15 protein-coding genes are annotated in these 12,360 nt (G+C 61.8%); 1 reads left to right on the top strand and 14 read right to left on the bottom strand.

From position 1 onward, the window contains the following. Nucleotides 1–161 precede the first annotated feature (161 nt). Genes DW2_RS13640 through DW2_RS13705 form a run of 14 tightly spaced genes read right to left on the bottom strand, consistent with a single transcriptional unit; the run spans nt 162 to nt 11,457 of the window. Entirely contained in the window at nt 162–1,187 is a 1,026-nt protein-coding gene (locus tag DW2_RS13640; RefSeq protein WP_038147497.1) for a TrbL/VirB6 family protein, read from the bottom strand. Next, entirely contained in the window at nt 1,187–1,606 is a 420-nt protein-coding gene (locus DW2_RS13645; RefSeq protein ID WP_038147500.1) for a hypothetical protein, read from the bottom strand. Before DW2_RS13645 ends, DW2_RS13640 begins: the two co-directional genes overlap by 1 nt. Before the next feature lie 16 nt (nt 1,607–1,622). Then, on the bottom strand, nt 1,623–2,657 hold the full coding sequence (locus DW2_RS13650) for an ATPase, T2SS/T4P/T4SS family (RefSeq protein ID WP_009574167.1): 1,035 nt from the start codon (nt 2,655–2,657) through the stop codon (nt 1,623–1,625). Nucleotide 2,658: 1 nt separating this feature from the next. Continuing rightward, entirely contained in the window at nt 2,659–3,984 is a 1,326-nt protein-coding gene (locus DW2_RS13655) for a TraB/TrbI/VirB10 family type IV secretion system protein (RefSeq protein ID WP_009574165.1), read from the bottom strand. Then, the gene (locus tag DW2_RS13660; RefSeq protein WP_009574160.1) at nt 3,981–4,682 is read right to left on the bottom strand and encodes a TrbG/VirB9 family P-type conjugative transfer protein; all 702 of its coding nucleotides are present in this window, start codon (nt 4,680–4,682) and stop codon (nt 3,981–3,983) included. The genes DW2_RS13655 and DW2_RS13660 overlap by 4 nt, the downstream gene beginning before the upstream one ends. Further along, nucleotides 4,679–5,326, bottom strand: a complete 648-nt coding sequence (locus tag DW2_RS13665; RefSeq protein ID WP_038147503.1) for a VirB8 family type IV secretion system protein — start codon at nt 5,324–5,326, stop codon at nt 4,679–4,681. The genes DW2_RS13660 and DW2_RS13665 overlap by 4 nt, the downstream gene beginning before the upstream one ends. 14 nt (nt 5,327–5,340) lie before the next feature. Continuing rightward, on the bottom strand, nt 5,341–6,138 hold the full coding sequence (locus tag DW2_RS13670) for a type IV secretion system protein (protein WP_038147504.1): 798 nt from the start codon (nt 6,136–6,138) through the stop codon (nt 5,341–5,343). Further along, complete coding sequence (locus tag DW2_RS13675) at nt 6,135–7,301, bottom strand: lytic transglycosylase domain-containing protein (protein WP_038147505.1); 1,167 nt, start codon at nt 7,299–7,301, stop codon at nt 6,135–6,137. The genes DW2_RS13670 and DW2_RS13675 overlap by 4 nt, the downstream gene beginning before the upstream one ends. Nucleotides 7,302–7,305: 4 nt before the next feature. After that, nucleotides 7,306–7,521, bottom strand: a complete 216-nt coding sequence (locus DW2_RS13680; RefSeq protein WP_038147506.1) for a hypothetical protein — start codon at nt 7,519–7,521, stop codon at nt 7,306–7,308. Then, entirely contained in the window at nt 7,518–9,902 is a 2,385-nt protein-coding gene (locus tag DW2_RS13685; protein WP_038147507.1) for a VirB4 family type IV secretion/conjugal transfer ATPase, read from the bottom strand. Before DW2_RS13685 ends, DW2_RS13680 begins: the two co-directional genes overlap by 4 nt. After that, nucleotides 9,892–10,170: a VirB3 family type IV secretion system protein gene (locus DW2_RS13690; RefSeq protein ID WP_009574151.1), complete on the bottom strand. Its 279-nt coding sequence runs from the start codon at nt 10,168–10,170 to the stop codon at nt 9,892–9,894. The genes DW2_RS13685 and DW2_RS13690 overlap by 11 nt, the downstream gene beginning before the upstream one ends. A gap of 9 nt (nt 10,171–10,179) precedes the next feature. After that, on the bottom strand, nt 10,180–10,494 hold the full coding sequence (locus DW2_RS13695) for a TrbC/VirB2 family protein (RefSeq protein WP_009574150.1): 315 nt from the start codon (nt 10,492–10,494) through the stop codon (nt 10,180–10,182). Then, the gene (locus DW2_RS13700) at nt 10,491–11,174 is read right to left on the bottom strand and encodes a lytic transglycosylase domain-containing protein (protein WP_009574149.1); all 684 of its coding nucleotides are present in this window, start codon (nt 11,172–11,174) and stop codon (nt 10,491–10,493) included. The genes DW2_RS13695 and DW2_RS13700 overlap by 4 nt, the downstream gene beginning before the upstream one ends. Next, nucleotides 11,131–11,457, bottom strand: a complete 327-nt coding sequence (locus DW2_RS13705) for a hypothetical protein (protein ID WP_009574148.1) — start codon at nt 11,455–11,457, stop codon at nt 11,131–11,133. Before DW2_RS13705 ends, DW2_RS13700 begins: the two co-directional genes overlap by 44 nt. 314 nt (nt 11,458–11,771) lie before the next feature. Here DW2_RS13705 and DW2_RS13710 point away from each other — a divergent pair, with 314 nt between their 5' ends. Beyond that, nucleotides 11,772–11,930 carry a hypothetical protein gene (locus tag DW2_RS13710; protein WP_009574147.1) on the top strand — a complete coding sequence of 53 codons (159 nt, stop codon included), beginning with the start codon at nt 11,772–11,774 and terminating at the stop codon, nt 11,928–11,930. The last annotated feature ends 430 nt before the right edge of the window (nt 11,931–12,360 follow it).

Here is a 12,360-nt window from a genome sequence, read left to right on the forward strand (position 1 = left end):
TGCGGAAGCACGAAGGACTTCGGCCCCTTTCGCTTCCACAGGTGACTCAAGCCCAAACGCCGCCCCGGAGGGCGGCGTTCAAGCATTTGACAATTTGCGAAAATATGCGCGGCGGGATTTGAACCTGCATCTACAGGTTCATCACCTGATGATGCATAAGCTTACCGCGCCAACCGCTTCGCCCTCTCCGCCATCCTGACCACCTGCGCGCTCGCCGTCGCCGCGGCGCTCTTTACCGCAGCAGGAGCCTGCACAGCTCCACGTCCAATCGCCTCACCCGTCGTGAGCGCTCCGATCCGCGACCTGCCCTGCACACCAGACGTGTTAGCCAGCCCTCTCAGCACCCCGGCGGACCCACTGACGATCGCCGGTGCCGCCGCCACCATTAGGTTTCCCGAGATGCCGCGAACGATCAGGGGTGTTGCTGCTACAAATCCTTTGGCGAGGAAAACCATGACGAAGAACGGCACAAGCGATCCGATGTTGGTTGCCGAGTTCGGATCACCGAGCTGGGCCAGCAGCGAATTCGCCATGCCGACGACGGTCGAAAACATGGCTGCGATGACGATGGGGTAGAAGGCGTAGCTGATCGTCGTCGAGACCCATCTGTGGAAGAAATCCTTGGTCGCGTCGAAGAGCGACAGAGCGATCATGATCGGAGCGAGACCAAGCATGAGGGTCAGCATCATCTTGGCGAAGATGAGAACGATGCCGGTCATGAAGCCAAGGAGGCTCAGCAGCACCAGGCCAATGCCTCCGAGGATCGCGCCGGTCATCCAGTTCAGGTTGTTGCCGATCGCGTTCAGGTATTGGCTGAACTTTGTGATGAGATCATCAAATTCAGAGGCAAAATAGGTAGCGCCCGCTCCGCCGCCACCGACTGATGAGATGAGAGCGCCCGCAACATAGTCAAGCCCACCAATGACGGCATTCGCAACCGCGTTGAAGTTGGCCCAGTTGAAGGCGAACAGGCCAATCAAAGTCAGCTTTATCAGGTACCAGAAGAAGCTGGCCCCATCCATGCTGCGGAATTGGAAGGCCATGTTGATGCAGACGCCGATCAACGAAAGCGTAACCATCAGCAGGACGATCGTGCCGGTATTGCTGGCCACTGCCCCGAACTGGGACTCGGCCGCATCGACAAGGAACGCGTCTGCGGTTCCGACCATCCAACTGACGACACTCATTACCAGTTATCTTGCGCTTCGCAGAGGTCCTGAACCTCTCTTGAAATATTATCTCGCTGTTCAGCGATTGAACGGCGGGCTTGGGTTTGTTCAGCCTGGGACATCGCTTGGAACCGTTCTTCGTATTCAGCTGACGCGGCGTCCCAAGCCGGGAAGCGAACGTCACAGTTGCAATCACCAGTTTCCTTGATTGCCTGCCATGACCTCAGTTCATAGAGATCCATCAAGGTCCGCGCCTTGTAGGCCTCCCTCGGATTGATTTCGTCCATCCAGGTCGGTCGCGCCGGACGATCGTTGCAGATCCGGTATTGTTGAGGCGACATATCCACTGTGAGATCGTTTGAAACCTGAGGCGAAGTCTGCGCCACAAGGGGGCCCGCCAAGGCGGCAAACATGAGTGCGAGAATTGGTTTTCGCATCTGGGAGATTCCTTTTTTACTCAGCGGCAACGGAGGGGCTCTTGTTGCCTCTGCCGTCGACCGTGTCGAGGTTCAAATCTGTGGTTTGACCCGGCAGGAAGAACTCGGTGATCCCGCGCGCGCCTTCATGGCGGCCTGCCTGAATGATCACGTCGATCGAGCCCTCAATGTAATCGATCATGTCGGCATAGGTCATCGGCACATCGGTTTTCAGGGCGGCGATGGCGAGGCGGCGAACAGCAAGTTGTGGGGTCTCGGCATGCAGCGTAGTCAGCGATCCACCGTGGCCGGTGTTGATTGCCTCGAGAAACGTCATCGCCTCGCGACCGCGGACTTCGCCTAGGACAATCCGGTCGGGTCGCATGCGAAGCGTTGAGGCCAAGAGCACATCGGCACTGCGGGCATCCGTGTCCCGGTCCGCGATCAACGTCACGGCATTGGGCTGCTCGGGGCGCAGCTCGGCCGCCTCCTCGATGGTGATGATCCGCTCTTCGGGCGGAATCAGCGAAAGGATCTTGCGCGCCGCAACCGTCTTGCCGGTCGACGTGCCGCCCGAGACGATCATGTTGAGCTTGTTCTCGACGCAAAACCGCAGCGCGGCGCCGATGTCGCCGGATGTCACCACATCGCGCAGTGCGGCGTTACGTTCGCGGCGCAGGCCTTCGAGGCTGCGCTCCTTGCCATAGAGAAATCCGAGCCGGATCGCCTCTAGCGGCAGGGAGGAGAAAAACCGCAGTGATATTGAAAACCCGCCCTCGACTGCCGGCGGCTGGATCACCTGCGCGCGGATCGGGCGATCTCGATATAGGATCGAGACCGAGACGATAGGCTTCTTGGTGCTTAGCGTGGTCGAGGCGGCGGAGGCGATCTGGTTGCCGAGGTCCTTGATCTCGGTCTGGCTCAGCGGGCTGCCGAGACCTCGCATGAAGTGATCGCCCTGGAATTCGCCCCAGACTTGTCCGTCGGGATTGATGCAGATCTCGATCGTGTCGTCGCGCAGGACCTCGGGGCCGAAACGGTCGAGCGACGCTTCCAGATAACTTGCAGCCATGTCAGAAAATCTCGAGGTCACGATCAACCATGACCGTGATCCGTGTACCCTGATCGACATGTATCACTGGCCGGATCGCCAGATAGTCCTGCATCACGCTTTGCGTGCTATCGCGCAGGTCGGTGCCGACATCACTCGCAACATCGGCCGCCGCCTCGCTGTCGATTTGACCCGCTGCAGCCGCAGGCAGGGCGCCGATCAAGGAGATCAGCGCGGCGGAGCTGAAGCGTTGCGCGAAACGGGTGTCGACAAACCCGGTGGTGCCAGTACGGCCGAGTTCGTCTCCACCGAAGGCGCTGATCTGCACGGTCTGATTATCGGGCAAGATGATCCGGTCCCATGCCACCATGACGCGCGATTGGGCGAGTGCGACATCGGAGCGGTAGCGCCCGATCAGCCGCGCGCCGCGCGGGATCAGGATACGCGTTCCATCGAAAGAATGGACGTCTTCCGAGACGATGGCGCGGATCGCGCCGGGCAGTGTGCTGTCGAGGGCCGTCTCTGTCACAGCCTGAATCATGGTGCCCTGAACAACCGTGTTCGATGGGTTCGCGATCACTTCGGCACGTGTCACCTGCGCAGGTTGTGCGCCCGAACGAACAAAGGCTTCATCTGCATTCAGGCGTGCGGCTTCCAGCGTGTTCTCCCTATCCGCACCCGCGCCCATCCCGGAGAAGGCGATCATAGGAGACGCGATACGCTCTGCGCGGGCCTCAGCTTCAGCAGCGCGCCGCCTTTCGAGTTCGGCCAGCCGCAATTCTTCTTCACTTGGTCCCAATGAGGTCGGCTCTGGTGGTGCAAGCCGTGCAAGTTCCAAGTCCATGCGGAGCTGATCCAATTCGCGATCCCGCTCGGTCAGTTGCCGCTCGAGGGCCCGCTGCGCCTCGGCGGATGCCTCCTGTAAGGTGGCAATTTGCGCCGTCAGGTCCGCAATAGCCTGCTCCGCCGCGCTATCCGCGGCCTCGGCCGGTCTTGCGCGCAGGTCCTCGAGTTCCGCTCTCAATGTCGCAAGACTTTCCATCAGCGCGAGTTCCGACTCGCTCGGACCTGTGTCCGCAGCCGGGGCTTGGCTGGGCTCCGGGGCAGAAATCGGCGCCAGATCTCCGAATCCGGGGCCGCTGCTCTGGAACTCTTCCGGCGCGGCGGTCGCCATTGGTGCTTCTGCCGACGGCTGTAGGGCAGCCCACGCCAGACCACCTGCTGCCGCGATACCGACGACTCCAAGGATCGCGGCAAGCGGCGCAGGCCGCTTGTCGGCCTTCGCTTTGCCCGTCGAACCTTCGAGAGCCGCGAGGCGCGCGGCGAGGTCTTCCGTACCTTCGGTCATGATGTGGCCTGTCCTGCGTCCTGGACGCAAATCACCTCTTCGCCAAGGCGAAGGACCCATTGTCGGTTGACGCCGGACACGCGGATGACGCCGTCACTCAAGGCCTGGCTGTTCACCGCGCGTTCCCTGCCGTTCGAATATCGGAAGATGGCGGGCACCGGCGCATTCCGTGCGAACCGGAAATACGTGAAGGTACCATCATCCCAGATGGCCGTCGGCGTGAACTCTTCTCGGGCACTGACCGCATAGTTCGCGTTCGGCGCATCGGCCGCAACCGCCCTGGTGGGTTGCACGCGGTTTTCAGGATAGCGGAACTGCACGACATAATGCGGCGTCTCCCGGGCTTCGACGACATGGAAGTAGTAGGAGCGGCGGTTGGTGTAGACGGTGATGTTGGTGGCGACGCCAGATGCTGTCGGCTTGATGGCGAAGGCACGGCCACCCGGGACACCGTCGAATTGAAACCCGACCGTATCGCCGGCGATGATCGAGCGGATGGTTTCACCCTCACCGAATTCGACCGTGGTGACGCGGGTCAGAGTCGTGACGACACGGTAAACTTGGCCTTCAGTCCAGGTCGCGACGCGCACGCGATTGTCATGAGAACCTGGACGGGGCGTAGTTTCGGCCAAAGCAGTCGTTCCCGCGAACGCGAGAATACTGGCGGCCAGCAGCGCAGAGATTGGAGTGCGGGTCATTCAGAACGGTCCGATCGGATGGCATATTGGGTGACGGTGAAACCGAAAGGGTTTTGCCAGACATCGTCGATCGCGCGGGTCCGCTCGGGCCGGAATTCGAACATCAACGTGGCAGTGAACGATCCAGCCTGTACCCCCTGCGGGCTTGTCAGGCGCTTTCTGAGCCGCACCTGGGCGCGGTTCTCGCCAATAAGGGTGATCGATGCGATCTCAACGGCCATCTCGGCCGCAGCCCCGTATCGCGTCGGCGGATAGTTCTCCTGACCCGATGTCCACATCGCGCGCATGCTGGCCTCGGCCGACCCGGAAGACTGTGCCAGGACACGGCGGACACGAAGATCGTTGTCGAGCTGGTTGTAGGTTTCGCGGTCGAGAATGTAGCGGTAGATTTGCGCTTCGATCACGGCAGGGCGTTCGGCGAGCGACACGGTTTCAACCGTGGCATTGGGGAGCGCCACCCCGGTCGCGGGATCGTAGGGGACAACCACGGGAGGCGGCGTCTCGACCATCAGCGCGACAGCCGCAGCCGTCAAACAACCAAATACGCCGAAGCCTGCCCCGGAAAGGCCGATCATCCGCCAAAGCTGTTCCCGGCGCAGGGCACCGTAGACAAGTTCCTCTTCCACGAGCTCGCGCGCAGTCATCACCCCTGCCCCACTCATGGCTCGAGATCCGGCAAGGTGAAGTCCATGTAGCGGCGTTCTTCGGCGACGGTGGCGGCATCAACCACGCCTGCATTGCCTGCGCCGAGGGTTTGGATCGCTTCCAGCTCCCACATCCGGGTCATGGCGATGGCGAGTTCCGCCGTGACGCGTGTGTTATGATCCATCGAGGCTTTGAGATCCTCCATGTCGGGGATCATCTCGACCAGACGTTCCACCCGTTCGAGAGACTGTTCCGCCTCTGCGTGGCTGTTCTGCGCCACCGCCGACATCACAGCACCTGTGGTGGCCCGCGTGGCCACGCCTTCGGCGCCCGGATTGCCGCTGGTGGCGATCTCGCGGAGTGAATCCTCGTCGAACCCGGCGCTTGCCAGCGCCTGTTCCATCTGCGTGCGCATGGGCCCGGCATTGGGCCCGATGAGCGCGCTCCAATCGCCCGCCTGGATGCCTCGGATCAGGCCAGGGATGTCTTCGAAGTTGGCCTCAAGCAAGGTGTCGAGGTCCCCGCCCATGGCAAGTCCGAGGATGCTGCGCGGCCCGGTGAGCGAGGCATACATCTCGTTCAGCTGATCGAGTTGGCTTTGCAGCATGTCCAGTTGCTCCAACGCATTGTCCAGAAGATCGGTCTGGATCCCGAAATCCTGCAGCATCTGTTGAAGCTGGCGGATTTCCTGAGCAATGTTCTGAGTGTCCACCGTGGGCACACCCTGTGCCGCGACAGGTCCAGTGACATTGAGGGCAAGCGCGAGAGCGATGCTACCGGCGAAAAGGGAACGGGGCGGGCGCAGGTTCAACGCAAATCCTCCTGACTAAAATCCATGTATTGCCGTTCGGCAGCTTGCGCTGCCGCCAAGGCGATCTGCTCGGCGCTGAGTGGCTCGGTTCGGGCGGCCTTGATCCGGGTCCGGATTGCGACCAGCCGGGCCAGTTCGGCCCGGGCATAGGTGTTGAGCGCGATGGCCTCGTGGAGATCCTCGGTCTCACCAATGCGGGTGATGATGTCCTGAACCCGCAGGGCGGCGGCACGGACCGAGACCAGCGAATAGTCGCCATAGACCCCTGCGCCGTGGGCCGAGAGGCTGAAACTCGCGTTGGCGAGGAGCACAGGGTCGATGGTGCCGAGCGCATCAATGCCGCCTACGGCCGCGAGGTAGCTGTTGTACTGCTGCGGGATCACCACGACATAATGCTGGGTTTCCGCGAAGGGTGGCACACCGCCATAATCCTGCACATTGCCCGGCCCGGCGTTATAGGCGGCGAGCGCATGGATAATGTTGCCATCGAACATGTTCAGCATTTGTGCGAGGTATCGCGCACCGCCGGTGATCTGCAGATAGGGATCGTCGTAATAGGCCGGGTAGATCCCGAGATCGCCCGCGGTACCGGGCATGATCTGGGTAAGTCCGAAGGCCCCCACGGGTGAGCGTGCCCCGATCTGGAAACGGCTTTCCTGCCAGATCAGCGCCTGCAAGAGACAGCGCCATTGCACAAGCGAAAGGCCCGCACGGGCGACCCCGGACAGACTATGGGTGTCGCGTGCTGCGCGGATGATCAGCTCCTCGATCCCCTCCCTGGCATCGCCGAACATCCGCGCTGCCGCTGGATTGGTGTCCTCGGGCGCATAAAGACTGGCGGCCGCGCTTTCGACGTCGCCTACCGCCCCCTGCCCCGCCTCGAGCCCCGCCACGGTTCCGGCCACGTCTCCAGCGCCAAGCGACATGGCATCCATCAGCCCTTCGAGGGAGGCGAGTTGCTGGCGCTCGATTTCGGCCAGTTCCTCCTCGCGGCTTAGCCGGACCTGCTGCAGTGCCAGGTCCCGATCGGTCTGCTCAAGGATGGCCTGCCGCTCTGCGAAGAGGCGCAGATCGAAGGTCGGCACGCCTTGGGCGACCGCTGGCCCCACCATGGCACCTGTCAGCGCAAGGCTGATCATCGAGAGGGGAAGCCAGGTCCGCATTGGCTTAGCCGCCCGCTCCCAGCATCACGAAATCGCACGCCGTGTCGCGGCGCGTAACCTCCGCCCCCATGGTCGAGATCGTGGCGGTGGCGGTTCCTGCCTGCGCAGGAGCCTCGCGAAAATTGAAGCAGTTGGCTTGCGAGGGGTTATGCTGCGCACAGGCTGTCAGGGTCAGGCCGAGCCCTAGCAGCACGACGCTGCGAATGATGGTACTGGTCATGTCACTCTCCAGAAATCAGGACGTTCGCGATAATCGGCGCCGGCAAGCGCTTCGCCCTTCTCCATTCCGCCAAGGATGGTCACGAGCGGGCCGAGCGCGCTGAGATCGGCATCGATCACGACGGAACCACGGTCGTCGCGAACAAGCGCGAGCCGCGAGGCCGAGCCGACGCCCAGAAGCACGTCGAGCTCTTTCTCGGTCAGGCCGAGCATCGCGTAGTCAGCAGCGGAAGCACGAATGTTGGGCAAGAGCACCTGCGTCGGCACCGCTTCCACGATGGTCTTGCCGGTGCGCGTGCGCTCGAGCTGGCTGGCATATTGCGTCATCATCACGACGACGGCGTTCTGTTTGCGGGCGGTCACCAGCCAGTTGCTGAGTCGCTCCGCAAAGTAGGCGTTGTCGAGGGCTTTCCATGCCTCGTCGATGACGATGATGGTGGGCTTGCGGTCCTCGATCACCCGCTCGACCCGGCGGAAGAGGTAGGACAGGACCGCCATGCGTTCCCGCTCGCTCTCGGAATCGAGGATGCCGGTGAGGTCAAAGCCCGCGACGTCTCCTTCGATGCTGAAACTGTCCTCGGCATTGGCCCCGAAGATCCAGCCGTAGCGACCCTCGGCCGTCCATTCCTGCATACGCTCGAAGAGATCGCCCTCGTCATCGGTCGAGACCAGCAGCGAGGCGAAATCCGACCAGTTTCGTAGACCCGCATGTCCTGCGCTGGCGTTCTGGCGTACGACTTCCTGCAGTCGGTTGGTCTGAACCGGGGTTAGCGGTCGATCGCGCCGCTCCAAGAGGCTCGCGAGCCAATCAGCAAGCCATGCCTGGCCCCGCACGTCGATCTCGGTCTGGAGCGGATTGAGGCCGGTGGGGCGCCCCGCCCGCACGGTCGAATAGCTGCCGCCGAGCGCGCGGACGGCCATCTCCATCCCCGCGCGATAGTCGAATACGAAGACCCGCGCACCTGCCCGCCGTGCCATGGTCATCAGGAAAGCCGCCAGGACGGATTTGCCGGAGCCGGGACGGCCGAGGATCAGCGTGTGCCCACCTGTGGGCTCGCGATCTGGCGCGCCCTGTTCGTGGAAGTTGAAGCGAAAACCACTGCGCTCGGGCGTCGGAAAGAGCGTGATCGGCATGCCCCAGGGGACTTCCCGCCCTGTCTTTCCGAGCGGGGTGCGGTGGAAGGTAGCGAGATCGGCGAAGTTGTGGTTCGTGATTGCGGCCTTGCGGCTGCGCGCCCCTGTGTTCCCGGGATGCTGCGCCATGAAATGCGCCCGCGCCCCGAAGGCTTCCGAGATCAGGTTGATCCCGGAAGTGGCGGAGATGTTGCGGATTTCGGCCGCGATGTCGTCAAGCGCCGTCTGGGTGCGGGCATAGACGGCCACGGTCATGTGGTGCTCGCCGAAGATCAGGCGTTTGGATTCCAGATCGTCCTGCGCGAGTTCCAGTTCCTGGGCGAGACTGACGGCTCCGTCATTGGCGGCCTGCATTAGCCGCAGCTGCCGCTTGATCCGGCCCGCCATGATGTTGGCGTTGATCGGCACAAAAGAGTGCGTGACCACCATGTCGACGGGCAGATTCAACTCGTCGAGCATCAGGCTATCGGTCTTGGCCGGGTAGTTCTTCACCGCAAAGATCGCCCCGAGCTTGTCGCCGACGGCACCGTCCGAGAGTGCGATGGTCGTGCCGCGGAAGGTGACGCGCGTATTGGCTACGTCCTCGGCGATCACACCGAGGCGCGACCGGGGGAAGAGCGGGTGCTCCTCGCCCGTGTTGAGCGACCCGAGGAAGCCCAGAAGCTCGCCGGTGCTTGCGGCCAGCAGGCGGGGCTTCAGCTCATCGAAGGAGGACAGCAGAAACCCTACAACCTCGTCGAGCTTGCGCAAGCGGCGGTTGGTGTCGGCCGCATGTCGCGAGCGAGACGCCCCAAGTCCGAACGGCAAGCGGCTGCCTGTCTCAGGTCGCTTCAGCACCGTCAGGGTCAGCGTCTTGTCGCGCAAACCCGCGCGGCCGAGATGCGCGTGCCATCGTTCGTCGACGGCAGCCGCAAACCCTTCGCCCGGAACGGGCGGCAGGGTCACATCGACCGCTTTCGACACCTTGTGCAGGTAGAAGGAGAACTCCGTCCCCACCTGCGCGACGATCCCAGCCAGCAACCCTCCGATTCGGTCGAGATGCCCGTCCTCGCTCGTGGTGCTGTTCACCCCTTCGAGGCGGATGCACTGCATCAGTTCGTTGCCGCGTGTCCGGATCGTTCGGTCGTTCACGAGGCTCACATAAGGCAGCATCATTGAGAGCCGCTTCTCGCCCTTGACCCATGCGGGTAGCGCGGTCAGCGGATCGATGGCGTTCTCAACCTCATCGGCAATTCCATCACGGGGCATAGCTGTCGCCTCCGTGCAGCTTGCGGTTCGTCGTGGGCGGGGTTTCCTGCAGGGTGATCACCAGGACATCGAGGAAGTTCGGATCCCAGTCTGCGGCCTTCCAGAGCGCCGGCCAGGCCAACCCCGCGAACACAGCCACCACCCAGCTCTGCACCCAGAGGAACAGGAGCGTCGAGCCGAAGAGCCAGACCATGGCGTACATGATCGGCAAGCCCATCAGCTTGGGTGGCCTGAGAAGACCGATGAATACGCGGGACTGGTCAGCCATGGATGGAGCTCAGGTGGTCCAGATGGCGGCGACGATGGTGGGTGCTGCGGCGATGCCGGCGATTGCAACCACGACCCAGAGCGCCTGACGAAAGTCGAGGATGCCAAAGAGCCAGGAAAGGAACACCCCGATCAGCGCGAGCGTGCCAATCACGATCCCCAAGGGACCGGTGATCGCATCGACAATGCCTTGAAGCAGGGTCTGTACCGGCGAGAGGTCGATGCTCTGCGCGAGCGCTGGACCTGCCAGCACGATAAGGGCCATCGCGCCGAACGCGGTGATCGCCCGCGTGCGGAGCACGCTTTGACGTTTCCTCGATGTCATGAAAGATCTCCTCTGAGCCGCTCAAACACGGCAGTCACACGGGCCACATGCCCTTGGGTTTCTCGAAAAGGGGGGATGCCGCCGTGGCGTGTGACCGCCTCAGGGCCAGCGTTGTACGCCGCAAGGGCCAGAGAGCCCTCACCGAACTGGTCGAGCATCATCAGCAAGTAGCGGGCTGATCCGTCGAGGTTCTGCGCAATGTCATGTGGGTCCACGCCGAGGTCGCGGGCAGTATCCGGCATAAGCTGCCCGAGGCCTATGGCACCGACAGGGCTACGTGCAGCCGGATTGTATGCGCTCTCGACTTCAATGTTGGCTCGGTAAAGGAGCGCCCAATCAGTGACGGAAAGCCCTGCGCGACGCAGCGCACCATGCCCGGCATACCGTAGCGCCGTGGTCTCGATCGCATGGAGGATTTCTGGGGTGGCGCGGGCGGCGGATCGAGCCGGGATCGCTGTCTCGCTCGTTGCGTCAGGAACGCGAGGTTCTGCGAAGAGAAAAAGGCGCCCGTTTGTCTCTTGAGAAGAGGAAATCAATTGGCCGTCTGGGCCAACCGAAAAGATGAAACCGTCGGCCAGGGCCGGGGGCGCGGAACAAACGCCTGTACCCAAAGCAACGACGAGCGCAGTCGCGCGGTCAGCTGCCTTTGACCGGCGGCGCGGCGTGGCGCTCGCGGCCACCTTCTTCAAGTGGGATGCTAGCGGTCGTACAGCCCATGTCGGCCAGGAAACTGACAAGGCCAACGATGGTTTTGAAGTCGCGGAGCTTGAGGACGCTTCGGCTGGTGACGAGCATCTTATCGTCACGCTCATCAGTGGCGACGGCGCGGATGACCCACGAGCCGTACCAGCTGTTATGGCGCTTCTCTGCTCTCTCCTTGCAGACCACCTCAATGAGGTAGCCCTCGGCGAGCAAGCCGCGCAGTCCGTCTTCTGTAACCACATTCGGGGCTTCTTCTATCATGGCCTTCCCTTGGGTCCTTGTTCTGCCTGGGTGCAGTATCAGGCCCACGGGGTCGCAACACCGTGAGCGATACAAAACAACATTAATGATAGCAAGACAATAATAACGTGTTGACGAAGTTCGCCTTGCTCCGATAACGGTGATAGCCGACAGAATGATAATCTTAAAGGCGGCAAAGGAGTTTTGCCCTGCGGCTGTTTATTGCGCGCAACGCACCGTTGCTGTTCGCGTTCCTGCTTGGAAGCATGCCGATAGCCGCAGCAGCAGATTGCGTACCTCCCGAACGACCGTTCTTGCCTCAGTCGCAAGACGACATGCGTGCCTACGCCGATCTGATCAGAAGCGATTTCGAGGCCTACATTGCCGATGTGCAGGACTACTTCCGTTGTCTCGACGCCGAGCGCGCTCGCGCCTTTGTTGAGGCGAGGGAGGTCAGTGATGACTACGCTAGGTTCCTGAATGCTCTCGAGTAAGCGACTACGGGTTTGTGCCGCCAGTAGAAATCAACCGTTAGACCAACGCTCCGTCAGTCTCCAACGCAATGATGTTTTTCAAGCGGGCGATCATGTCGTCACCGCTTGCGACATCTACGCTCGCACATTCATTGATCGATTAGGATTTCAGCAGTTTTTTCAAACTTCTACGAAGAATGTATGAAAAATTTGCCCACACGTTTTGGTGACTTGCCGACATTTTGTTTCAGCAATACAGCTTCAAAAATGATGTACAGGATTCGGGCCGTTTTTGGGATACTCCAGATTGCCTCCATATTGGTGGCAGTGACCCTGATGCCGTCCAATGCATCAGCCATGGTTTCGTGCTCTGTTGAACAAGTCGCTCAGGAGTCTTCAAACGAGCGCCACCATCATGAAACGGACATTCCGGCTGCAGATATCGACCATG

It is taken from the genome of Thioclava atlantica, assembly GCF_000737065.1.
GTDB lineage: Bacteria > Pseudomonadota > Alphaproteobacteria > Rhodobacterales > Rhodobacteraceae > Thioclava > Thioclava atlantica.